This window comes from Burkholderia sp. BCC0506, assembly GCF_902833145.1.
Lineage (GTDB): Bacteria > Pseudomonadota > Gammaproteobacteria > Burkholderiales > Burkholderiaceae > Burkholderia.
The window spans coordinates 239383-261518 of the sequence record NZ_CADFEN010000003.1 but is presented as its reverse complement, the minus strand read 5'-3'; the positions used below and the strand labels follow the sequence as shown (position 1 = coordinate 261518).

23 protein-coding genes and 2 tRNA genes are annotated in these 22136 nt (G+C 61.2%); 18 read left to right on the top strand and 7 right to left on the bottom strand.

What is annotated here, in order from left to right; translation table 11 throughout:
* The first annotated feature begins 2 nt into the window (after positions 1-2).
* The 3 genes from HWX62_RS08505 (at position 3) to HWX62_RS08495 (ending at position 2042) form a co-directional block, all read left to right on the top strand.
* Positions 3-1310, top strand: a complete 1308-nt coding sequence (locus tag HWX62_RS08505) for a sel1 repeat family protein (RefSeq protein WP_244136000.1) — start codon at positions 3-5, stop codon at positions 1308-1310.
* Positions 1311-1378: 68 nt separating this feature from the next.
* Positions 1379-1702 (top strand): hypothetical protein, encoded by a 324-nt coding sequence (locus HWX62_RS08500; protein WP_175929471.1) that lies wholly within the window; start codon positions 1379-1381, stop codon positions 1700-1702.
* A 52-nt stretch (positions 1703-1754) separates the two neighbouring features.
* Positions 1755-2042, top strand: coding sequence for a PAAR domain-containing protein (locus HWX62_RS08495; protein ID WP_175929470.1), 288 nt, complete (start codon positions 1755-1757; stop codon positions 2040-2042).
* Between the two features lie 498 nt (positions 2043-2540).
* Here HWX62_RS08495 and HWX62_RS08490 read toward each other — a convergent pair.
* Positions 2541-2617: transfer RNA gene (locus HWX62_RS08490), tRNA-Pro, on the bottom strand.
* A 161-nt stretch (positions 2618-2778) separates the two neighbouring features.
* On the opposite strand from HWX62_RS08490, the gene sixA reads away from it, so the two are divergent.
* Together sixA and HWX62_RS08480 are read left to right on the top strand one after the other, a co-directional pair.
* The gene (sixA, locus tag HWX62_RS08485; protein ID WP_175929469.1) at positions 2779-3243 is read left to right on the top strand and encodes a phosphohistidine phosphatase SixA; all 465 of its coding nucleotides are present in this window, start codon (positions 2779-2781) and stop codon (positions 3241-3243) included.
* 170 nt (positions 3244-3413) lie between these two features.
* On the top strand, positions 3414-4220 hold the full coding sequence (locus HWX62_RS08480) for a GNAT family N-acyltransferase (RefSeq protein WP_034206968.1): 807 nt from the start codon (positions 3414-3416) through the stop codon (positions 4218-4220).
* Positions 4221-4418: 198 nt separating this feature from the next.
* Here HWX62_RS08480 and HWX62_RS08475 read toward each other — a convergent pair whose 3' ends face one another.
* Entirely contained in the window at positions 4419-4589 is a 171-nt protein-coding gene (locus tag HWX62_RS08475) for a hypothetical protein (RefSeq protein WP_162840567.1), read from the bottom strand.
* 136 nt (positions 4590-4725) lie between these two features.
* On the opposite strand from HWX62_RS08475, the gene HWX62_RS08470 reads away from it, so the two are divergent.
* A complete protein-coding gene (locus HWX62_RS08470) occupies positions 4726-4902 on the top strand; it encodes a hypothetical protein (protein WP_175929468.1) in 177 nt (58 codons plus the stop codon).
* 19 nt (positions 4903-4921) lie between these two features.
* On the opposite strand, the gene HWX62_RS08465 is transcribed toward HWX62_RS08470, so the two are convergent.
* From HWX62_RS08465 to HWX62_RS08450, 4 genes are all read right to left on the bottom strand, one after another.
* Complete coding sequence (locus HWX62_RS08465) at positions 4922-6301, bottom strand: MATE family efflux transporter (RefSeq protein WP_175929467.1); 1380 nt, start codon at positions 6299-6301, stop codon at positions 4922-4924.
* A gap of 10 nt (positions 6302-6311) precedes the next feature.
* Positions 6312-6635, bottom strand: a complete 324-nt coding sequence (locus tag HWX62_RS08460; protein WP_175929733.1) for a DUF2288 domain-containing protein — start codon at positions 6633-6635, stop codon at positions 6312-6314.
* Positions 6636-7102: 467 nt separating this feature from the next.
* A complete protein-coding gene (locus tag HWX62_RS08455; protein ID WP_175929466.1) occupies positions 7103-7804 on the bottom strand; it encodes a peptidoglycan DD-metalloendopeptidase family protein in 702 nt (233 codons plus the stop codon).
* A 131-nt stretch (positions 7805-7935) separates the two neighbouring features.
* Positions 7936-8847 (bottom strand): aldose epimerase, encoded by a 912-nt coding sequence (locus HWX62_RS08450; RefSeq protein ID WP_175929465.1) that lies wholly within the window; start codon positions 8845-8847, stop codon positions 7936-7938.
* 478 nt (positions 8848-9325) lie between these two features.
* Here HWX62_RS08450 and HWX62_RS08445 point away from each other — a divergent pair, with 478 nt between their 5' ends.
* From HWX62_RS08445 to HWX62_RS08425, 5 genes are all read left to right on the top strand, one after another.
* Positions 9326-10156: an undecaprenyl-diphosphate phosphatase gene (locus HWX62_RS08445; RefSeq protein ID WP_175929464.1), complete on the top strand. Its 831-nt coding sequence runs from the start codon at positions 9326-9328 to the stop codon at positions 10154-10156.
* A gap of 190 nt (positions 10157-10346) precedes the next feature.
* Positions 10347-10423: transfer RNA gene (locus tag HWX62_RS08440), tRNA-Arg, on the top strand.
* Positions 10424-10665: 242 nt separating this feature from the next.
* On the top strand, positions 10666-10977 hold the full coding sequence (locus HWX62_RS08435; RefSeq protein WP_175929732.1) for a DUF3592 domain-containing protein: 312 nt from the start codon (positions 10666-10668) through the stop codon (positions 10975-10977).
* A 166-nt stretch (positions 10978-11143) separates the two neighbouring features.
* Complete coding sequence (locus HWX62_RS08430) at positions 11144-11521, top strand: DUF3592 domain-containing protein (RefSeq protein WP_175929463.1); 378 nt, start codon at positions 11144-11146, stop codon at positions 11519-11521.
* Positions 11522-11614: 93 nt separating this feature from the next.
* The gene (locus HWX62_RS08425; RefSeq protein WP_244135999.1) at positions 11615-12115 is read left to right on the top strand and encodes a hypothetical protein; all 501 of its coding nucleotides are present in this window, start codon (positions 11615-11617) and stop codon (positions 12113-12115) included.
* Between the two features lies 1 nt (position 12116).
* Here HWX62_RS08425 and tssF read toward each other — a convergent pair whose 3' ends face one another.
* Positions 12117-13994 carry a type VI secretion system baseplate subunit TssF gene (gene tssF / locus HWX62_RS08420; RefSeq protein WP_175929461.1) on the bottom strand — a complete coding sequence of 626 codons (1878 nt, stop codon included), beginning with the start codon at positions 13992-13994 and terminating at the stop codon, positions 12117-12119.
* 142 nt (positions 13995-14136) lie between these two features.
* Between tssF and tssI the strand changes: the two genes are divergently transcribed.
* The 7 genes from tssI (at position 14137) to HWX62_RS08385 (ending at position 21585) form a co-directional block, all read left to right on the top strand.
* Entirely contained in the window at positions 14137-16248 is a 2112-nt protein-coding gene (gene tssI / locus HWX62_RS08415; protein ID WP_048025842.1) for a type VI secretion system tip protein VgrG, read from the top strand.
* An 11-nt stretch (positions 16249-16259) separates the two neighbouring features.
* Complete coding sequence (locus tag HWX62_RS08410; protein ID WP_175929460.1) at positions 16260-17552, top strand: DUF2169 domain-containing protein; 1293 nt, start codon at positions 16260-16262, stop codon at positions 17550-17552.
* The gene (locus HWX62_RS08405) at positions 17537-18727 is read left to right on the top strand and encodes a PAAR-like domain-containing protein (RefSeq protein ID WP_175929459.1); all 1191 of its coding nucleotides are present in this window, start codon (positions 17537-17539) and stop codon (positions 18725-18727) included. The genes HWX62_RS08410 and HWX62_RS08405 overlap by 16 nt, the downstream gene beginning before the upstream one ends.
* A 110-nt stretch (positions 18728-18837) precedes the next feature.
* Positions 18838-19635, top strand: coding sequence for an ankyrin repeat domain-containing protein (locus tag HWX62_RS08400; RefSeq protein WP_175929458.1), 798 nt, complete (start codon positions 18838-18840; stop codon positions 19633-19635).
* A gap of 15 nt (positions 19636-19650) precedes the next feature.
* Entirely contained in the window at positions 19651-20700 is a 1050-nt protein-coding gene (locus HWX62_RS33030) for a GH-E family nuclease (RefSeq protein WP_012492503.1), read from the top strand.
* A gap of 13 nt (positions 20701-20713) precedes the next feature.
* Complete coding sequence (locus HWX62_RS08390) at positions 20714-21148, top strand: hypothetical protein (RefSeq protein ID WP_124714746.1); 435 nt, start codon at positions 20714-20716, stop codon at positions 21146-21148.
* Positions 21149-21150: 2 nt separating this feature from the next.
* Positions 21151-21585: a tetratricopeptide repeat protein gene (locus HWX62_RS08385; RefSeq protein ID WP_069617131.1), complete on the top strand. Its 435-nt coding sequence runs from the start codon at positions 21151-21153 to the stop codon at positions 21583-21585.
* Positions 21586-22136: the final 551 nt, after the last annotated feature.

Sequence of the window (22136 nt, the reverse complement as noted above, 5' to 3'; positions counted from 1 at the left end):
TCATGAACCGATACGCCACCATCATTGCGCTTGCTCTAGTAGCCAGCGCTTGCACTAAGAAGGAAGTGTCAGTGACCTCATTGCCCGACATGAGCGCCGTGCGTGCGAATCTCGCCTTTACCTGCACGCAGCAGGCCGATCATTTGCCGTCGCTGGATCCGCAGGCAGACAATCTGTTCCTCTACGCACGCTTTTTGGAAAAGCAGGATGGTCCAAAGGACTTCAACGAGGTTGCGCGCTATTACCGGATTGCGGCGGCATACGGTCACTACAAGGCTAACCAGAATCTTCAGTCGCTGATTTCTGACGGTTTGGCCGAATCACCCGACGCACCGAAGGAAACGGTGGCGCTTGCCGTGCGATTGATCCAACAAGGCGTTCCATCGGGGTACTACGACATCGGACACTATCTCGAAACAGGGTATGGATTGGGACAAGATGCCGAGCTGGCGCTGCGTTATTTCCGGAAGGCCGCCGATCTCGGCAACCCGGAAGCGCAGACGTATGTCGCCGAGTTGCTGGCCCCTCATGACAAGGCCCCGGATATTGCGCGCCAAATGCGTCGGTGTGCGACTGACCAAGGGTACGGTGAGGCGGCCAATGCATTGGGAATTAATTTGAAGAACAACGCATCGTATAGCGAAGCGGTTGATGCTTTTCAAAAAGGGGTAGCAGCAGGCAACGCCCAAGCGGCTTTGGCACTCGAAAACGGGTTCAAGGGCCCCGCTCCGTCTGATCGACTTTCATATCTGTCGCTTCCAAGTGATGCGGAGCGATCACGCCGCTACGCGTTGATCGGCAAGTTTATCGATGGTAACGAAGGCCGCAATCCCAAGGTTCCAGACATCGACAAGATCGTGCCCCTTCCGCCGGCGAAGCTTCTGCCGTGGGATGGCACATTCCAATGGCAGAAGGAACAGGACGCCGCTGTCCCGCCACCGAAGCCTTCGGACGAGATGATCAATGAGATGGCGAAGGCCCAAAATCTTGATCCGAAAACCGGCTTGCCGCTGGAAGGGAAAACCGAGACGACTTCGCAACAAGATCAGCAGCGGACCGTTCCGGCACGTCTGCCATTAGGCACCGTCGCACACACGGGTCAGCAATGCCCTGAAGATGGCGTATGGTGCGCGAAACTGGATGCCGGTCAGATTGGTGATGCGAAACGCAGGTTTCTTAAGGGTGATGCGTTGCCTTCCGTCGTCGTGCACGAGCCTCGACGGCTAGCGGTCCTCGACAGCATGCTGGGTACACGTCAGCGCATGGCGCCTGTTGCCTGGGAACTCGTTGCATACCTTGATCAATCTTGACCCAGTTCCTCGTTGGAGGGCTACAAGCGGATGACCTCTTTCGTAATCGACAAGGAAGATCGCTCGACGTGAACCAACCGAATGAAGCGAAGAGACGTGCGCACCCCGTGACGTTGATAGGGCTCGGCTGGTTGCTGTTCGTCGTTGGGCTGCCGTGCTGGGTCCTAGTGAGCAGTGCGCTTCACGTATTCGCTCCGTATGCCGATTGGCCCAAAATGTTCGGGATGATCGGCGTACCAGTGCCGTTGCTATTCGTCGCAGCTTGGAAGTACGACCGCGAGTACACGGGTGAAATCGGTCCTCTTCTGGTGGGCTGGTGCGTGGGCGTCGGGATGGCGAGATTGGCTTTTTTTAATCGGAGGCTTGGCTCCGCATGGCTGATTTCGTGGTGAAGATAGCACACCTGTATTCGTCCGTTTGGGGATGTGACGGAGGCAACGGCAAATGACCCGATACTTGATTCTCGATGGCGATCATACGACCGTGGCGGGAACCGTTCGCGTGAAGGCAACACAGTTTGAATTGGACGGCAGGCATATCGCGCACGAAGATGACGACGTAATTTGCCCAGCCTGCAAATCGATCGGCAAGATTCAATGCGCCGGTCCACGACTTCCAATGACGGGGCCGGACGGACGGCGCGTCGCGCTGAGTGATGACCTGTGTATTTGCAAGTGCACTCCGCCACCGAAGCTCGTTGCTTCACAACAGGTCATGTCGGTCGACGTATGACGACCGCCGGCGATGTATTGAGGCGGGGCTGGCATGTGGAAACTCTGAAGGGGCAAGAGCGGATTGGTCAGTTGGGCTTCGTGTTGATGGCAATCCGCTCATTCTGCATATCTTGGTGTGTGAGGGGGCGGAGCCTACTCGGATTGTTGCGCTTCGAAGTACAGATTGCCAGTTGTTTGCCGTGGCAATTTGTCTGCTCCGACTCGATAGTCAATCTCGAAAGAGCGGATACCGGACGTGGTTTTGTGCGTACTCGTTATTGCGCCGAAGGAGTTCCCAAGACCAGATGGAAGGAACGCTGGGGGATATTGTGCGGCGTCGCACCAGTCAGTGCGGGGATGAAAAGACGGTGCTGGGCGGGGATGAGACGGACTGCCATCGGGCGCAGGTCCCTATGATCCTTATGAAAGTCGCCCCAGATGGTCGCAAAATAGTAGCAACGGCTTGGCATTGCGGCAAAGAAAAAGGGGTTAGCATCAGCTAACCCCTTGATTCCTTTGGTCGGAGCGAAAGGATTCGAACCTTCGACCCTCTGATCCCAAATCAGATGCGCTACCAGGCTGCGCTACGCTCCGACGAGCCAAAGATAATAACGTCGAATGACCGAATCGGTCAATCACGATATGCGGGTAAATGCCGCGGCGGCGAGCGGGCCGCGATTTGCGACAATTCACAGGACGATCGGCCGGCCCTCGCGCATGCGCGCGAGGGCGCCCGCCGAAGCAAGGAGAACCTCATGATGAACCTGATCCTGTGGCGCCATGCGGAAGCCGAAGACTACGCGACGAGCGATCTCGCGCGCCAGCTGACCGTGCGCGGTCGCAAGGACGCGCAGGCGATGGCCAAATGGCTGCGCGGCCGGCTCGAGACGAATACCGTGATCCTCGCGAGCCCGGCGGCACGCACCGTACAGACCGTCGAAGCGCTGACCGACCAGTACCGGACCGTCGACGCGCTCGCCCCGGGCGGCAGCGTCGACGACGTGCTGGCGGCGGCCGGCTGGCCGGAAGGCATCGCGCCGACGGTCGTGATCGTCGGCCACCAGCCGACGCTCGGCAGCGTCGCCGCGCAACTGGTCGCCGGCGGCGACGACAGCTGGAGCGTCAAGAAGGGTGGGATCGTGTGGCTGGCGAGCCGCACGCGCGATGGCAGCCGGCAGGCCGTGCTGCGGGCGGTACTGACGCCCGAACTGGTGGTGTAAGGCCCGTCCGGACAGGTTCGAAGGGATTGCTCATACGGTTTCGCAAGCTTTCTGCTAAAGTCAATTCGGCGACACGTCATTGAAAGGACACGGTCGTGCCACATAACGGTCACGGCCGATTACTACATTGGCGGGCATGTCGTCCTATTCCTTACGACCAGGAAAGCCTAATGCGAGAACTGCCGACGCCTACGCTCCCTTTTGCCTCGCTGCCCCTCGACACGTCGCGGCGCCATCTGCCGCGCGCCAGTGAAACCGTCACATCGGAGTATCGCCTGCGCGCCGCATGGGCGCGCACGGAAGACGAGCTGCGCGAAGCCCAGCGCCTGCGCTACAGCGTGTTCGCCGAAGAGATGGGCGCGCAGGTCAGCGGCCCTTCCGGTCTCGACGTCGATCCGTTCGATGCATATTGCGACCATCTGCTGGTCCGCGATCTCGATACGCTGAAAGTCGTCGGCACGTACCGCGTGCTGCCGCCGCACCAGGCGGCGCGTGTCGGTCGCCTGTACGCCGAAGGCGAATTCGACCTGTCGCGTCTCACGCACCTGCGCGGCAAGATGGTCGAGGTCGGCCGCTCGTGCGTGCATAGCGACTACCGCAGCGGCGCCGTCATCATGGCGCTGTGGGGCGGCCTGGGCGCGTACATGATGCAGAACGGCTACGAGACGATGCTCGGCTGCGCGAGCGTGTCGATGGCCGACGGCGGCCACTACGCGGCGAACCTGTACCAGTCGCTGTCGGCGGGTTCGCTGACGGCACCCGAATACCGCGCGTTCCCGCACACGGCGCTGCCGGTCGACGAGCTGCAGACGGGCACCGTCGTCGCGCCGCCGCCGCTGATCAAGGGTTACCTGCGTCTCGGCGCGAAGATTTGCGGCGCGCCGGCCTGGGATCCCGACTTCAACTGCGCGGATTTCCTGACGCTGTTCCGCCTGTCGGACATCAACGCGCGCTACGCTCGCCACTTCCTCGGCTGAGCGGTCTGCGTCGCGTCGCACCTCCTGAGGGGCGCACGCAAACAAACGCCGTCGCGCGGCAGCTGCCGCGCGACGGCGTTCATGTCTCCGGTCGATGTGTGCGTATCGGGCCCTGATAATTTCGGCGGTACATGACCCCACCATGCCGCTGCGCGGCACGTCCGCGACGGCCCGGGGAGGGCCGGACGGCAGCGGCGCTCAGTGCTTGCGCCGCCAGTCGAGCAGGTGGTGTTCCGCCATCCAGTGGTGGATCATCCCTTCGCCGCCGTGGCTGCGCTTGTATTCGCGCGACTCGAAGTACGACAGCGCGACCAGCACCATCAGGCCGATGAACAGGCCGATCAGGCCCGCAATTTCCTCAGACGACATGGCAGCCTCCTTTCAACGGCACAGCGCCATGCGTACATAGTAGGACATGCGCGGCACAACCCTGAAACCGGATTTCCGCTAGACTCGGCGCGGTCCCGGCGTGCGATGGGCGCGCCGTTTTCCGGAGCCTTGCCTGATGACCCGTTTGATGGTGGCCGTGCTGGCCGCATCCCTTCTCGCCGCCTGCAGCAGCGATCCCCGCCAGGCGCGCCGCGGCCACCCGCCGGAAGACCCGGCCGACTATCACGGCGTGCCGACCGACATGACGCCGCCGTCGATGCTCGACGCGCCGTCGCCGAAACCCGTGCAGTAACGGTCGTTTAGGCCCGCCGTCACGGGCGGGCCGCGGCCGCGGCCCGCGGATCGGCGCCAATGCGCCGCAACAGCGCGGGCAGGTAGCGCGCGAGCGTGGCGCCACGCGCCGCCATGAACAGCAGCAGCGCGAACCAGAGGCCGTGATTGCCGAACGTGCCGACGGCGGCGAGCGTGGCCGCGACGAAGATCGACAGCGACACGACCATCGCGCGCATCAGCGATTGGGTCTGCGTGGCGCCGATGAACACGCCGTCGAGCAGGAAACCCCAGACCGACACGATCGGCGAGATCGCGGCCCATGGCAGGTAGCGCAACGCGACGGCGCGGATCTCGGCCTGATCGGTCAGTCGAGCGACGATCCAGCCGCCCGCCGCCCAGTAAACGAGCGCGAACAGCAGCGCGCCGAGCGCGGACCAGAACAGCGTGACGTGTACGGCTTGCCGGAATGCGCGGCGGTCGCGCGCGCCGGCCGCCGCGCCGACGAGCGCCTCGGCCGCATGCGCGAAGCCGTCGAGGCCATACGCCATGAAGGTCTGGAAATTCAGCAGCAGCGCATTCGCGGCGAGCGTCGCATCGCCTTGTTTCGCGCCGAGATGCGCGAACCACCCGAAGGCGCCGAGCAGGCACAGCGTGCGCAGGAAGATGTCGCGATTGAGCGCGATCAGCCGCTTGAGCGCGACGCGGTCGGCAAGCGCGCGTAGCGCGAGCGGTGCGAGGCCGCGCGGCCGCAGCCGCCACAGCATCCACGCGCCGAGCGCGAAGCCGCATGCATCCGCAGTGGCGGTCGCGGCGCCGATGCCGGCGATGCCCCAGCCGAAGCCGTACACGTAGAGCAGCACGGCGCCGATGTTGACCGCGTTGATGAACACCTGCGCGACGAGCGCGAGCCGCACGCGCTGCACGCCGAGCAGGTAGCCGAGCACCACGTAGTTCGCGAGCGCGAACGGCGCGCTCCAGATCCGTGCGTGGCCGTATGCGAGCGCCGTCGCGCGGACGGCATCGCTGCCGCCGAGCGCGGACAGCGCGAACGACAGCAGCGGCACCTGCAGCGCGAGCACCGCGGCGCCGAGCGCGAACGCGACGATCAGCGCGCGCAGCAGGTTCAGGCGGATCCCGGCGGCGTCGCCGGCGCCATGCGCCTGCGCGACGAGACCGGTCGTCCCCATCCGCAGGAAGCCGAAGCCCCAGAACACGAAATTGAAGAACAGCCCGCCGAGCGCGACGCCGCCGAGATATTGCGCCCCGTCGAGGTGGCCGGCGACGGCCGTGTCGACGGCGCCGAGGATCGGCTGGGTCAGGTTCGCGAGGACGATCGGGAACGCGAGCGCAAGGACGCGCCGATGCGTGACGGCGCCCGACGCGCTGCCGGCCCCGTGCGGTAACGCGGAATCGGACATGGCGGACGCGTCAGGCGCGTTCCTGCACGCAGACCCACGGCGAGACGACGACCGCCCACAGCTCCGGATTGCGCGCCGCGTAGTCGGCGGCGGTCTCGGCCGGCATGCGCGCGACGAGGCCGGACGACAGCCAGCGCGTGACCTGTTCGGCATCGTCGTTGGCGACCGCTTCCGCGACGCTGACGAGATCGAGGTCGCGCGCAATGGACAGCAGCTTGCCCTGCGCGAAGAAGCGTTCGAGATCGCACCAGTCGATCTTGGCGGTCTCGCCGAGGAGTTTGGCGTAGAGCGGGCTGTGCGACGCACCCGCGGTGGCGTGTTGATCAGAGGACATCGGTTTCTTGGAAAGACTGCGTGGCGCCACTATAAACCATCCGGCCGGGCGGGCCGAGCGGGGGGCGGAGGTGTCGTAGCCGTCGGCGGCGGGCAGCATCGCGCGGTCCCCCGGCGTCGAGCGTGGCGCCGGGGGAGCGGCTTACATCAGGTTTTCACGCAGACGAATCCACAATGGTATTCGCTGACAGGGAATGTTCGGGCTCGTCCGACAGGCGGTGCTCAGCGCACGATTTCACAATGACGCATAAGATCAAGACAAAACAGTGGTGTGACCATGGATTTGCTTCTGATAGCTGCGGGGTTCAGCCTGATCGGAATCGGTGTGCTGGTGGCGTTTGCTCGTCATGTCGATCCGTTGTCCGGCCGTTTCACCGGACGTCTGCGCAAGCGCTGACTCGATTTTTTTCCGTTTTCGCCGCGACGGCACGCGATGCGTGCCGGCATCGCGTGTCGTCCGTCGTGCGCTCAGCGCGCCGGCAGGTAGCGTGACGGATCGATCGAGCGGCCGCCATAGCGCAGCTCGAAATGCAGCGCGACACGATCGCTGTCGCTGTTGCCCATCTCGGCGATCGACTGCCCTTGCGTGACCGACTGGCCTTCCTTCACCAGCAGCGCACGGTTGTGCGCGTAGGCCGTCAGGTAATCGGCGTTGTGCTTCAGGATGATCAGGTTGCCGTAGCCGCGCAGCCCGTTACCGGCATAGACCACGACACCCGGTGCGGCCGCGACCACCGGCGTGCCCGGCGCATTCGCGATGTCGATGCCCTTCGATTTGGAGCCGTCGAACGTGCGCACCACGTTGCCGGCCGCCGGCCAGATCAGCGCGATGCTCGTGGCCGGCTTCACGGCCGATTCGACCGGCGCGGAAGGCGCCGGGCGCGCGCGGCCGGCGCTGCCGGTGCCGGTGGTTGACGGCGTCGATGCGGTGGCCGTGCCGGGTGGCGGCGCGACACGCAGCACCTGGCCGACTTCGATCGCATCGGGGTTCGTCATCTGGTTCCAGCGCACGATGTTCTGTACCGACGTGCGGTTCTCGCGTGCGATCTTGTACAGCGTGTCGCCACGCTCGACGCGATAGAACCCGGGGCCCACGGGCGCGGAGCCGCACGCGACGAGCAGGGCGGCGCAGGCGGCTGCGAAGAGTCGCTTCGTTGTTGTTCCGAACATTGAACCTCGCAAAACCCTGCCGCGCATGTCGCGGCAGGCAACACAAAACGTCCGATTTTAACGGGTTCGACCCGCGCACCGCAGTTTCGGGCGCCGGCGCGGCTGCCGTGCCCGGCCCGATGCGTGTCGAATCAGCCGGCGAGCGGGGCGACGCGAATGCGCAGCGCGGCCGTTTCGGTCGCGCCCGGCGCGAGCATGCGCAGCCCGAGCCCGTTGTGGATCGCATCGGGCAGCCCGAGCCACGGCTCGACGCAATAGAAGTCCGAATCGGGCTTTTCGGTCCAGGTCGTGACCGCGTACCACGGGATCGAGCCCGGCACGTCCAGCGCGATCTCGATCGTGCGGCGGCGGCCCGGCATCACGATGCGCACCGGCGTGGCGGGCGTGCCGTCGAGGCAGTGGAAGCGATCGAGGATGTCCGGATCGTCGAGGCGGTAACGGGCTTCGCCCGGTTCGGGCGCGCTGATCGAGCCGTCCGCGCGCTGCTGGCAACGGTGCGTCGGCGGCAGCTCGAGGAGGGTGTCGGCCCGTTCACCGTGCGGCAGCGCGAAATAGAAATGGTGGCCGGCGTAGTAGGGCAGCGGCGTGTCGCCCCGATTGGTCGTCGTCAGCGCGACGTCGAGCGTATGCGCGTCGGCCAGCCGGTAGGTCGTTTCGAACCGGAAATCGAACGGATAGCTCGCGCGCAGCGCGTCGTTCGCGTCGAGCGTCATCGTCAGCGCGGCGCCGTCGGCCGACGGGTGCGCATCGAACGGCAGATCGCGCGCGAAACCGTGCATCGGCAGGTCGCGGACGACGCCGGCGGCGTCGCGCCAGCGGCCGATTTCGCCGTCGACACGGTGGCGGCCGAGGAACGGGAACAGCAGCGGATTGCCGCCGCGCACGCGGGCGAGGTTGCTCCAGTCGGCGGTTTCCGGCCAGAAGATCACCGGTTCGCCGTCGACGTGCCAGGACAGCAGGCGGCCGCCGAATGGCGGGGCGACCCGGACGAGCGACGGGCCGGCGTGAAGTTCGTGAATGTCGTGTTGCTGGAAGATCGGCATGGCGAATCGGGTTGGGCGGGTGAAGGGAGCAACGCGCGTTCCATTATCGGGCCGCGGCCGGTCCGGGAAAACCCTTCTCGGGAAATTGCGAGTTTTTAACACTGTCAACGGTCCGGATAATGCCTCTAAACCGGTGATGTTGCCGGGTCATGACACTTCGTGGAGGGGGCCATGGATCTGGCAATGGCAATGGGAATCGCACTGTTCGGCATGTTTACGGGCAGCACGGTATTATTTTTCTATCAGCTCGGCCGCTGACGGCAATTTCTGCCGAAATCGACAGGCCCGCCATGCAAATGGCGGGCTTTTTGCTTTCTGCGCGCTTACAAATTGCAAGCGTTTGTGTGCATTGCCGCAATATCCTGCCAAATGCCTTGGCGCAGTAATCCGGGCTCGGCATAATCGTGGCGCGTTTTTCAGGACGCGCATCGCGTCGTCCGCCTTCCTCCCGCTTAATCTTCACTAAAAGGACCGACGCGTGAGCCTCTGGTTTCTGGTATTTCTGAGCGTCCTGCAGGGCGTCACCGAACTCTTCCCCGTCAGCAGCCTTGGCCATACGCTGCTCGTGCCGGCGCTGTTCGGCATGCACATCGACAAGCATGCGCCGCAATTGCTGCCATTTCTCGTCGCGCTCCACCTCGGCACCGCGCTGGCGCTGCTGTGGTACTTCCGCGCGCGCTGGATCGCGCTGATCGGCGGTTTCTTCGCGCAGCTCGGCGGCCGCAAGAACGACGACGGGCACCTGATGTGGGCGCTGATCATCGGGACGATCCCGACCGGCATCGTCGGGCTGCTGCTCGAGAAGCGCATCGAGCGCGTGTTTCATGATCTGCGGATCGTCGCGATCGCGCTGATCGTCAACGGTGTGCTGCTGTGGCTCGGCGATCGCATCCAGCGCAGCCGCGCCCATCAGGCGCCCGAGAAGATGACGTTCAAGCAGGCGTTCTTCGTCGGTCTCGCGCAGATCGGCGCGCTGATTCCGGGCTTCTCGCGCAGCGGGCTGACGATGATCGCCGGCAATGCGGCCGGGCTGACGGCGGAGAAGGCGGCCGAATTCTCGTTCCTGCTCGGCACGCCGATCATCTTTGCCGCGGGCGTGCTCGAACTGCCGAAGCTGTTCCATGCGCGCGACCAGCTTGCCGATGCGCTGCTCGGCGGCGTGCTGACGGCGATTGCCGCGTACCTGAGCGTGCGGTTCCTGATGCGCTATTTCGAAGGGCGCGGCCGGCTCGCATCGTTCGGCGTGTATTGCGTGATCGCCGGGGTGTTCTGCCTCGGTTGGTTCATGCTGTATCCGCAGCCGGTTTGATGCGGCCGGCGCCGGTCTTGCGTGATCTGGCGTGATGATCGGGTATAATTTCGGGCTCGGCTGCATGCCGGGCCCGTTTTGTTTCGGGGCTTTGCGTTGTTTGGGGTAGTGGGCGGGGTTGCCGCTGCTTCGCTACTCGAAAGCCCGATGCCGAATGCGGTCCGCGCCAGGCCGTGTCTTTTCTCCCCGACCGCCCTTAGCTCAGTTGGATAGAGCAACGGCCTTCTAAGCCGTAGGTCACACGTTCGAATCGTGTAGGGCGGGCCAGTCAAATCAGTACGTTAGCTGATATTTTCAAATTCCCCATCCGCTGTAGACATGCTCGTGTAACCACTATGTAACCCAATTGGATCAACGTGGATGCACATCGATGCTCTTTTGTTCGCTGGACGGGCACGAGTCAGGCTTGGGCGGCTGCGAGGAGTGTGCATGCTGCGAAGTACGCGACTCCGACGCTCGGGTCCGATGGGTGGCCTTAGCGGTTCAGCCGGAAGCTTGGATTGAAGCTGATGCGAACAATCGCAAGGGAGCGCGGCGGTCGATGCGTCTCGACGGACTATGTGAAGCTCAATGCTGGCGGACACCATCCCGAGATTCAATTCACCACCCAGGCGGGGCAGCAGATTTCGTACCCGCAAGGCGGGATTGTCACGAAAGTGGAGCTCGGTCAGAGAGTCGAGGTGAGATACCAAGCCGACGATCCCAATTGCAGCGCAACGATGAATGTCTTTGTTGCAATCTGGGATTCGCCGATCGCTTTTACCATCATGGCTGCGTTCGCGATCATGTGCGGGGTTATGATTTTTCGGTCGCGGATATAGCGCGAGAGTAGACAAGGTTATTTTTTGTTGCACGCGTCGGTTGTGCGTTCCGACATGCTTGGTTGGTACTCTCTTGAGCCACTGGAATGCCGCGGGACAGTCCCATGTTCCGGGCTCGCGTTGTGTATCATCCCGACTGCCATTTGAAGAACGAGCGAGCACATTTATGTATAAGGCCGTAGCCTTTGTCGTAATCGGATTCGGTTTTTTGATCGCAGCGGCGATAAACGTTCAGCTGACGCGTGAATTCATGCGGACGTCGATCATGGTGCCGGGAGAAGTGGTGAAGTTGAACGCGGGCGGCTATCACCCTGAAATTGAGTTCATGACCAAGGCAGGCGAACACGTTTCGTATCCGCAAGGCGGTATCGTGTCAAAAATGGCCGTCGGCGATCGACCGCAGGTGCGCTATCTTGCCGAGAATCCGATTCCGACTGCGAGAATCGATCGGTTCGATGCGATCTGGGGGAACGCGGTCTTTTTCGCTGTTTTCGGATTGGGTTTCATCGTTTGTGGGCTGGTCAACCTTCCGTCACGACAATAACCAGATCACTGGGGCGCGGGTATGTCATTTCTAAGGCTGAGCAAGTGGACCTATAACACCGGGGCAGGCGGTGGCCTGAGCGTTGAGATCGTAATGGCAACGGGCGGCACGATCATACTGACCGACCCTGAGAAGCACGATCAGAGCTTCTACTACGGTGGCGTCGGCATCGGGATCGGCGCGGGTCTGAAGATCCCGAAAATCAAATTGCCGAGGTTCTCGACACCTGAGATCAAGCTGCCGCCGATCCGTGGCCGTAGCGTCGGCGCAGCGGGCTCCACGTTGGACTTCCCGAGCTACGGCAGTATCTACATGACGAGCGCGTTTCGTGGAACAGAGCTGTCGCGATCGGATTTTCAGGGCGGCACGATTTACGTCGACGGGTCGTTGTCGGCGATTTATGGCTGGGCGGGTGACGCAATGTTGCTTGGCATGAATCCCGCGTTGCTCGCGGCGGGCTTGTCAGGTCCCGGCTTCAGTTGGCTGCTCCAACGAGCAATTTCAGAGGCGCCGGCTGTATTGATCATGCGTGGGCAGACGGTGGGCTTCCAGGCTGGAGGGAGTATCGGGATTCTTGCTGGATATGTTCATTGAGTTAGATCAATGGTTGCGTGCCGGGCTGCGGCGCGCACCGCAAAAGCTCCTTGCCGCTCTCGGCCGATAACACGACGAGCTGAACGTAGCTGTTTGACTGAGCGTACGGGCCGAAGAATCGGTCCATGACAGCCGAGAACCGATGCAGGCTGACATCTCGTGTCGCAGCCTCGGAGAACGAAAGCAGGATCTCCACACCGCGAACAAATGACGGGAAGTGATTGTCGAGAGACATCCACCTGATCGCCGGTTTGTAGTCGAGGGATGCGATCGCGTCGATGCAACGTTGAGCAACCACGCTGGAACGCGGAGCATGGAAACGGAGAAACTCCTTCAGCGCGGGTAGTCCGGTCCGCGTCAGGTCGAGCGGATGCGGCGCCAGGGCCGACAGGACGCGCCAAAGTGCACCGCCACGCGGCAAGGTAGCCGGCAAGGTGGGGCGGGAGAGCAGCATGATCGGGCACGCCAATGCCGAACCCTCGTATAGGAGATCGCTATCCGGGGCACCGATCGGCAGCCGGGACGGCATTGCTCCGTTGGTTGCCAGGACATCGACATCGACCTGGGGGTGGCGCGGATGAGCGGTTTGACCCTTTAAATCGACCAGCGCCAGTTGCGATTCCGCCAGCGCGCCGTCCGGCGTGGCTTCCGGATCTCGGTATGCCAGCCAATAGATGGCGGACGAATCCATGGGCCGCGCGTGACTGAATGCACGATACGGCCACACCTGCGTGCGTGGTGCCGCGTGTGAAGCGATGGCGGCCTTGTCTTCGCCCGACTTCGTACGCTCGCCCAAATACACGGCCTCAACCGAGTAGACGCCCAGCGGAACGCCGGTTGCCAACGGGGTCGGCGTGATCGGATAGGTGGCGTCGTGACTGGTTAGCTGGATAGGCGTTGCCGCGCGTTCGAACAGGTTGACGACCGGTGTGCAAAACAATCGGAACGTGCTGATGTTCAGCGTTGCCAGGATCTGAGCGGCGCCGGAATCATGGGCGGTGCCTTGCACGGCGATGTGAAGCGTCAGCCGTCGAGCTGCTTCGGCGCGCGCGGCGCGACGCATTCGACCCAGGTCGATGTCGACGAAATCAAACTTCTCGGGGAAGGCAAAATACTCGATCAGATGCCGGAACGATTGTGCGCTTGTATCGTCTTCGTTCGGCAACAATCGTTCGTCATCCGCAAAGCCGGCCGCCTCAATGGGGACTTTCGACAAGCGGGTCCAACGTCCGCTGTCGTCCACCTCCACGTAGGCGGCCGATGCGCGAAGCAACAGCGTATCGGAAAGCGCGGCGACGAGCGGCCGCTCTCCGGACAGATGTACCCGCACTGGGGCGGACGGAATGGTGTCATCGAATGCTTGCGACGCGGATTCGCTTGTAAAGGTAATCGAAATGATCCCCGTCACTTCTGGCGGGATGCGCGCCGCAGCTGGCGCAAGCGTCGCTGGTGAATAGCGTGCCGAATGAATGCGCAATGGCGACAACGTGACGTCGTAGACTGTACGGAAGCGGCACGGTGCAGCATTGGCGTCCAGCATCGTGCCGCGCGCTATTGTCAGCGGTTCGGTAAGCTGACCGAACAGAACCGATGGGTCGAACGAGGCAACCGCGCATGACGGGACCGTGCGCAGATACTGCGGATAGGCAATTTCGAGAAGTGCCTCGGTGAATTGCGGGTAATCGTCATCAAGCTTCGCATCGACACGTGCCGCTAATAGCGCAAACGTCTGCACCATCCGGTCGACGTGCAAATCTTCGACGTGTCCGCCAGTTATGCCGAGGCGTGCTGCGATCTTCGGAAAGCGCTGAGCGAACTCCGCCAGACTGCGCGCAAGTAACCCGACTTCACGTTCGTAATGTGACAGCAGCTGGTCCATTTGCTGAAAATATTCGACAATCCGAGATAATCCGTCCCTGTTTTTCCGGAAACCGACATCTAGTCCAAATGGCGCGCAGGCATATTAAAATGGCCGCGCCGACAAAAAACTGCCCCTCCGCTGAGAGATTCCGAGGCTACATATGCAAATGTCCGAAATCGCGAGCTTCTTCCAGCTCCAGAGCAATCGCCTGTTTACGATTGAAACGCCACTGAAAGGTCGATCGGATCTCGTGCTCGTCGATTTCCATTGTACCGAGGGGTTATCTCAGAATTTCGAAATGCATGTCCGGCTCGCGTCGCAGGACAAGAATATCGAGCTGAAGAAGCTGATCGGCCAACCTGTGACAATCACGTTGCAGTTGACTGATGCGCTCGCCAGCTCGGAAGAGCGTTACTTCCACGGATACGTCGCAGCGTTTTCGCATCTCGATACCGACGGTGGTTTTGCGATGTACAGCGCAACGATCCTTCCGTGGCTCTGGATGCTCTCTCGCCGGCAGGACATTCGGATCTTTCAGGAAGAGAATACAGAGGCGATTCTCGCGCGCGTGTTTCGTGAGTACGGCAAGCTCGCGTCGTTTGAGTTCCGGCTCTCGAAAGGAACGCAGAATCGCAGCTATTGCACGCAGTACCGTGAGACGGATCTCGCTTTCGTCGAACGGCTGATGCGAGAGGATGGTTTGTTCTATTACTTCGAGCATGCGAAGGATGGGCACAAGCTGATCATTGCCGATAACTCGGTGACCGCGAAGCCGATCGACGGGCGCAGTCCATCGCTGCAATACAACCAGGGCGAGGCGATGGACAATCTCGCCGTCATCACGTCATTTCAAGCACAGCGTCAGCTTGCACCGGACACGGTCGGACTGAAAACTTTCGACTACAAGATTCCTCATGCCCGGCGATTCGTGTCGGGTGGAACGGAGGTCAATCAAGGTGATGTCCCGTCCTACGAGATCTACGACTACCTCGGCGAGCATGGCTTCGCTGACAGCGATCGGGGTGAAGAGCTCACGCGCTTCCGGACGGAAGCGCTGGCTGCACACAGCAAGACGTTCGTCGGGGTGACGACGGGTCGGCGGATGATGCCGTGCCGATACTTCGAGCTGGACGACCACTACGATCACGCAAGCACCAAACAGGAAGACCGGCAATTCCTGTTGCTGACCGTGTCACACACCGGCACGAACAACTATGAGCCCGGTGAGGGGAGTTCGGCGTATTCGTGCAGCTTCACCTGCATTCGAAAGAAAATTCCGTACCGTCCGGCATTCGAAGGGGAGCGTCCGACGATCGTCGGGCCGCAGACGGCGATCGTCGTAGGTCCGAAAGGCGAGGAGATTTATACGGATAGTCTCGGCCGGGTGAAGGTGCAGTTCCACTGGGATCGTCTCGGCAAACGCGACCAAGGGAGTTCCTGCTGGGTGCGCGTGAGCCAGCCGTGGGCGGGTAGCGGTTTCGGGATGATTCAGATTCCGCGAATCGGGGATGAGGTGGTCGTGAGCTTCCTGGACGGAAATCCGGACCGTCCCCTCGTGACGTCGCGCGTTTACAACTCGCAGAACATGCCGCCGTGGGCGTTGCCAGCCAACGCGACACAGAGCGGGATTTTGACGCGTTCGACCAAGACCGGTAACGTCAACACGGCCAATGCGATTCGCTTCGAGGACAAGAAGGGGGAGGAAGAGGTCTGGCTACACGCCGAGAAGGACCAGCGCATCGAGGTCGAGCACAATGAATCGCATTGGGTTGGCAACGATCGCACCAAGAACATCGATCACGATGAGACGGTACACGTCGGCCACGATCGCACGGAAACCGTCGACAACAACGAGACGATTCACATTGGGGTGGATCGTACCGAGACTGTTGGCAACAACGAGACGCTGACGGTCGGCGGCAACCGGAACGAGACGATCGAGGGGATGGAGAATCTCCTGATTGCACTGACGTCGACGGAGACGGTGGGGCTGGCTAAAGCCCTGACCGTTGGCGGCGCGTATACGGTGACGGTAGCGGGCGCGATCAATACGGCGGCCGGGCTTGCCAGCGCCGAGGAAGTGGGGCTGTCGAAAACCACGATGGTGGGCAAGACCTATACGGTTACTGCGGGCGATCGTATTGAGTTGCGAACCGGTAAAGCGTCCATCGTTCTCGAAAGCAGCGGACACATCACGATTAGCGGGACGAGCATCGACATTCTCGGTTCCGACGCGGTGAAGGTCGACGGCAAGACCGTCGATCTGAACTAAGTGCTACGACGATGGAGTTCCGTAACCTCACGCCCTTGCATGCGATGGCGTTCAATGCCGTCGACGTGCCGGGCAACGAAATCCACGTGGTGGCGCTCAAGGCGGCGTATCGGCTTGAGCCGGCGCAATCGTTCGACCCCGATGGCGATACACATCGTTGCGTGTTGCTGAGCGGTGACAACGCCGTCCCGTTGGCGATGGCAGACGAATACGAAGGCGAAACGGGTAAGAGCAGTGTGAAATGGGAAAGCGATCTCGCGCCGTTCAAGCCGAAGTGTGATGTCCTTGTTCGTGCGACGGCACACGCCCCGCATGGCACCCCTGCGGCTTCGTGGCCCGCTCGCGTACGGGTCTTCGATGCCGGCACGATGGTCATCGATAAAGGACTGCGCGTAACGGGGCCGCGCTCGTTTACGAAGGGCTGGCGCGGGTGGAAGCTCGGTGAACCTGAGCCGACACGAGCTGTTCCGGTGCGCTGGGAGCAGGCATACGGCGGCACGAGCCGCATCGCCCTTGCGCAGAGCGCAAAGGGGGCGAGCGCGGATCTTGAGCTGAACGAAGTCTGCTTCACCAACCCGCTGGGCCGCGGTTGGGTCGAGAAGCGCTTCCTCGATCGGGCGACCCATAAGTCGGTCGTCGCTTCGTTGTGTGCATCATCGATTCCAGGACCGTTACCGAAGATTGCCGAAATTGCGGCGCCGCAGATAGAAGCATGGGACATTCCGATAACCAGTCTCGACGTTGCCGAGCACTCCGCTTCGGGGCTGGATGCCAAGCAGATGAAAGAGGTCGTAGCCCGCTACGCGACGACGCCGGTCGGATTGGGTGTTGTCGGTCGCGCCTGGACACCCCGTTTGCAGTTTGCCGGGACTTACGACGAGGCCTGGCATAAGACAAGATGGCCGTACCATCCGGTGGATCATGACTTCCACTATTGGAACGGTGCGCCGGCAGATCAGCAGATCGAATGGCCTGCGCCGGGACTCGCCTTCGAGCTTGCCAATCTCGCGCTGCCGGAGCACACGCGTGCAGGCTTTTTGCGTGCGAGGCTTCCGGGGCATCGCGCGCTTGTGGCGCTTCGCTTCAAGAGCGGTGAAATCGTGCCACTCGAGATGAAGCTCGACACACTTTTGATCGATACCGAGGAAATGCGCGTATCGGCTACATGGCGGGCCGTTTTTCCGTTGCAGCCGGCGGTGCGCGTGTGCGAGGCACGATTCGAACTGGATCGGCATGCGCCTCTGCTGCGAGTGGCTACCCCGAAAACAACCAGCGAACCGGAGGACGCGTGGCAGACAACGTAATGGCTCGCAAGGATGGCCAGTGGACCATCGTGTCGATGATGCCCGACGTATGCAAGACCCCCATGGGGAGTAGCACGCCGCCCGTACCTTATCCTGTCACGGCAAGCCTTGGCGACAGTCAGATGACGTCGAAGACGGTCTTTGCGAACGGGAATCCGATCGTGCGGTTCGATTCGAGTTTCGCGCCGGATACGATCGGCGACCAGGCCGGTGTGGCACATGGCGTCGAAAGCGGAACCGTTGGCGCCAAGTGCTGGCCTATCGACCATAGCAAGACCGTCCGGGTCGAGAGCAAGATGGTCGTACGTCACAGCGATCAGTTCTGGATGAACGGCAATTACGTCGGGAAGGAAGCAAAAGCTGCCCGTTGGCGAGGTCGGAAGGCCCAGATTGCCGAGGCACGGCAGAAAGCTGCTTCGATGCCGCCGGGACCGGAGCGGAGCAAACTCGAAGCGGCGGCAAATCGCTTCGAGCAAAACAATACGGCCGTCGAAAAGGCGCGCTTGGCTGAGAACGTTTACCACCCGGGGCAGGCGGCGCCAGAGGGATGGACGAACGTCAGCAGCGACCCTGCGAAACTGGCTCAGTTCAAGTTGAAGCCCAACGATTTTTCGATACCGGGGACAAACTTTCGTGCGCAGGTCTACGAGCCCGATCCGGCAGTTTTCGGAAACGACTTCAAGACGCAGGTGGTTTTTCAGGGAACAGACAAGTACAAGTGGTCCGACTGGGCCAATAACATCGCTCAAGGAGCCAATAAGAACTCAGCTTATTACGATCGTGCAGTCAAGATCGGGCGAGCGCTTGAGAAGAGTGGAACCGATGTGGATATTGTGGGGCATTCGCTCGGCGGCGGCATGGGTTCTGCCGCATCGCGCGCAAGTGGCTTGGCTGCGACTACATTCAACGCAGCGGGCCTCAATCCGGCGACGGTAGCGCGCTATGGCGGGACACCGGTGGCATCCGATATTCAGGCCTACCGCGTGGAAGGGGAGATCCTGACGAAGGTTCAGGAAGGCAGTCACGGCATGATGCCTACAGCTGTAGGCACGCCGCACATCCTTCCGGGAACGGGTGGTGCGGTCGCACGCCATGGCATGAACCAGGTCATCGATGGCATCGAAGCACAAAAAACAGCCGATCAGGCGACGATCGTTCAGGAGACTCGTCCTTGAGGACCAATACGACAACTTCGCCGGCCCGAAGCGTGAGGTATACGGCGCGGTGGCGGTGGATGGCTCTAGCCGCTGTCTCTGCACTAACAATCATCGTAAGTGGATGCAATATGAGCGCGAACTCACCCAGCAAGTATTTTGACGGCAGCTATCTGTCTGCTGCCAAGGCGATCAGCGATGGCGACGTTGCTCAACTGAAATCGGCGTTGTCCGGGATCGACGTGAACAAGCCCGGGCGACAAGAGATGACGTTGCTTTGGTTTGCCATCTCGACCAAGAATTTCCCCGCGATCAGCGAACTGATCGCGCATGGCTCAAAGCCGGACGCTCAAATTGTGGAGGGGCTGGGTAGCGCGATGTACTTCGCGATCACCAATGAAGACACTCGCTACCTGAAGGCCATGCTCGATGGGGGCTTGTCGCCGGATACGGTCGATAGCGATGGCTCGAGTCTGTTGCAGCGGGCGATGGAAGGCAACGGCGCGATGGAGCGAGTAAAGCTGCTGGTCGAACATCACGCAAACATCAATCATCGCGACAGCATTGGCGGGACCGCACTGGATTCCGCGCTCGACGTCGCCAAGCCGGACATTGCGATTTTTCTCGTTGAGCATGGTGCCGATGTCAACGCCCATACGACGAACGGCGTGAGCGTGGCCTACTCCGTGCAGAAAGACATCGACGCACTGCAACCGGAGGCCAAGCAGGCCACGGTCACCGACATCTCGTTGGATAAGGATGGGCAACCGGTCAGAACGGCACAGACGCCTCCCGCACCAGGGTTGTCGCCCGAGGGCAAGGAGCGCTTGGAAAAATTCGAGCGTCTGCGCGCGCTGATGATTGCGAAGGGGGCGAAGTTTCCGCCCGACCCGCCGGCGAAGGTTCGAGAACAGATGAGCAAAAAATAAGTCGGGGAGCGTACTGTGGGTGACAAGGGCAATACTGTCGGCAGATTGTACGGTCAGGCGTCGATGTCGAGCGCCCCTGCGTCTTCAGCCAATCCGCCGGTGAAAGCGGAAACACCAGAAGAGGAGGGTTGGTTCTCCAAATGGTGGGGCAATACGAAGCACGAGCTGAGTGAGGCCGCAGATCATCCATGGGAGGCGACGAAGGGCGCTGTCAAAGGGATTGCCAATATACCGTCCGATATTGGTGAGTTGCTGATCAAAGGCAGTACGCTCCAAACCGCAGGGCAAATGGAGCAGGCTGCGGCTATGCAAAGTGTGTTTGGGCAAACGCAGTCTGCTGAGGCGCTGATGCAGGGGGCGCAGGAAGTCAAGGCGAGTGCCGGCTCTATCGAGCTACCCAAGTTCCAGATGAGCAATGCGGCCCAGGCCGGTGGCGACAAGATTGCGACGGCGGCGTCACTTCTTGCTGGAGGAGCCGGGCTGGCCAAGGGCGGAGTCAGAGGTATGGCGGCTCTGGGTAAGGTTGGTGCTGCTGAAGGAGCTGAACTGACTAAGACCGCTTCGGCCGCTGGGAAGGTGCTTAAGACTGAAGGCGCTGTTGCTGAAGGCGCAAAGGCTGCCGACGCACCCACGGCGGTCGGCAAGGCGACTGGTGCAACTGAAGGTGCCGGTGCCGGAGATGCAGTCGGGGATGGAGCAAAAGTACTCAGGCGACGTAAGTCACTGCGCGAACGGTACCTCGGGCGTACCCCAGGCAAGAATTCACGGACGGGCAAGGAAGTGCAGGCGCGGCTCGAAAAGGAAGGCAGGCTACGCGAAGATCCGTTCACTGGAGAGAAAGAGTTTGAGTACAAGGGCAACTGGTATCCGCTTAAAGATGCTGATATGGCGCACCAAACGGACGCGGTTACCTGGTGGAACAATGTTGGGCGAGAGTATGGGGCGAAAGCTCCAGAGGTTCGTGCATGGATGCTCGACTCCAAGAATTACGATTTGCAACCATACTGGGTCAACAGATCCCTTGGTGCTAAACTGGGCGAACGTTATCTACCCCCATTGAAGTAAGGTGCATATGGCCATGAAGCTACCAGAGGAACTCACTAAAGACGTATACGCTTACGGTGCGGCGGGTCGGGAAGCTTGGAAGAAGGGAGACATCGCTGAAGCCGAGGTAAATTTCACAAAGGCGTGGGAGATCTTGCCCGAGCCTAGAGAGCAATACGACCTCGCGCAGTCGATGACACGTGGATTCGTCGTTTTTTATCGCGATACTAAACAGTTTGATAAGGCTGTTCACTGGCTGGCAGAAATGAAAAAGGCGTACGGTTCTGGAACCGGTCCGGATCTGACAATCGGCTTTCTTAGCGGAACGGTGTATTTTGAAGCCGGAGATCTAGATAAATCCGCGGAATTTTTTGTGCCGCTGTATGAACAATTTGGAAACAGACCGTTTTCCGGTGAGGATAAGAAGTATCTCGAATTCGCGAAGCGTGCGTCGAAGGGAAGCAAGTAAAAATGACTAGGCTTCCCAAAAAAATCCAAGATGAGTTAGATGCTCTCTCGGAGCAGGGTAATGTCTTGTGTGATGCATCGAAGTTCGATGAGGCGATTCAGCGATGGAGTGCAGCTCTCGAGTTGCTTCCCGAACCGCGGGTTGATTGGGAAGCATACACGTGGCTCTGCGCATCGATCGGTGATGCGCAATATCAGCTCGAAGAGTTTGAGGCAGCGCGACAGAGCTTCTTTGATGCGCTCAATGGCCCCGGCGGACAGGAGAACCCCTTTGTTCACTATCGATTGGGGCAAAGTCAGGTCAGTCTCGGAGACGAGGAGCACGGAGTCGCCAGTTTACTAAAGGCGTACATGCTCGATGGCGAAGAGATTTTCGACGAGGACGACGAGGGCGAAAAGTATTTACAGATGTTGCGTGATAGAAAGCTTGTCGGTTGATCATCCATCAGACCTTGCACTGCGTGAACTTTGGGGTAGTCCGCGATAAGGGTTGCAGGCGCTTGTAATTGGAAGGAAGTTGTCGCGAGCGGCGCGACTGGGATGGGCTCGTGGCGAAGTCATTCGATGTGTCACAAGCGTAGTGGGAGCGGCTGGCGTTCTTGAGGTTGCGCGCCTATTTCACCGGCGGGCTGCGACGCTCCAACATCGGAGCGCGTTGCGGCACGATAGTGGCGACTTCGCGCGACTTAGAGAGCGGTCAGGACATTGTGCCAAAGAACCTTGATGGTGACTTGGCCAGCCGCTCTCACCGGCCAGCCCACGACTTCAAGTCGGTCTTCAAATTCAAGCCAATCGCGTGCTTGCGTCGCTATTGCAAGGCTTTCGCGAGGGCAAGGACCTCGGATTGAAGGCCGCCGTGTCGAGCGAAGGCCTGGAACAGCGCACCAACAAGCCGATTTCAAAGTGGGGCACCATCACGCGCGATGGGGTACGGTGCAGCGCAGCACGCGGCGTTGGCCGGATATGTGCTCAGGCGCGGGGCTCGGCGG

Coding starts and splice junctions, on each gene's coding strand:
- HWX62_RS08505 (WP_244136000.1), top strand. CDS start 3: ATGAACCGATACGCCACCATCATTGCGCTTGCTCTAGTAGCCAGCGCT.
- HWX62_RS08495 (WP_175929470.1), top strand. CDS start 1,755: ATGACCCGATACTTGATTCTCGATGGCGATCATACGACCGTGGCGGGA.
- sixA (WP_175929469.1), top strand. CDS start 2,779: ATGATGAACCTGATCCTGTGGCGCCATGCGGAAGCCGAAGACTACGCG.
- HWX62_RS08480 (WP_034206968.1), top strand. CDS start 3,414: ATGCGAGAACTGCCGACGCCTACGCTCCCTTTTGCCTCGCTGCCCCTC.
- HWX62_RS08475 (WP_162840567.1), bottom strand. CDS start 4,589: ATGTCGTCTGAGGAAATTGCGGGCCTGATCGGCCTGTTCATCGGCCTG.
- HWX62_RS08470 (WP_175929468.1), top strand. CDS start 4,726: ATGACCCGTTTGATGGTGGCCGTGCTGGCCGCATCCCTTCTCGCCGCC.
- HWX62_RS08465 (WP_175929467.1), bottom strand. CDS start 6,301: ATGTCCGATTCCGCGTTACCGCACGGGGCCGGCAGCGCGTCGGGCGCC.
- HWX62_RS08460 (WP_175929733.1), bottom strand. CDS start 6,635: ATGTCCTCTGATCAACACGCCACCGCGGGTGCGTCGCACAGCCCGCTC.
- HWX62_RS08455 (WP_175929466.1), bottom strand. CDS start 7,804: ATGTTCGGAACAACAACGAAGCGACTCTTCGCAGCCGCCTGCGCCGCC.
- HWX62_RS08450 (WP_175929465.1), bottom strand. CDS start 8,847: ATGCCGATCTTCCAGCAACACGACATTCACGAACTTCACGCCGGCCCG.
- HWX62_RS08435 (WP_175929732.1), top strand. CDS start 10,666: ATGCGAACAATCGCAAGGGAGCGCGGCGGTCGATGCGTCTCGACGGAC.
- HWX62_RS08430 (WP_175929463.1), top strand. CDS start 11,144: ATGTATAAGGCCGTAGCCTTTGTCGTAATCGGATTCGGTTTTTTGATC.
- HWX62_RS08425 (WP_244135999.1), top strand. CDS start 11,615: ATGGCAACGGGCGGCACGATCATACTGACCGACCCTGAGAAGCACGAT.
- tssF (WP_175929461.1), bottom strand. CDS start 13,994: ATGGACCAGCTGCTGTCACATTACGAACGTGAAGTCGGGTTACTTGCG.
- tssI (WP_048025842.1), top strand. CDS start 14,137: ATGCAAATGTCCGAAATCGCGAGCTTCTTCCAGCTCCAGAGCAATCGC.
- HWX62_RS08410 (WP_175929460.1), top strand. CDS start 16,260: ATGGAGTTCCGTAACCTCACGCCCTTGCATGCGATGGCGTTCAATGCC.
- HWX62_RS08400 (WP_175929458.1), top strand. CDS start 18,838: ATGAGCGCGAACTCACCCAGCAAGTATTTTGACGGCAGCTATCTGTCT.
- HWX62_RS08390 (WP_124714746.1), top strand. CDS start 20,714: ATGAAGCTACCAGAGGAACTCACTAAAGACGTATACGCTTACGGTGCG.
- HWX62_RS08385 (WP_069617131.1), top strand. CDS start 21,151: ATGACTAGGCTTCCCAAAAAAATCCAAGATGAGTTAGATGCTCTCTCG.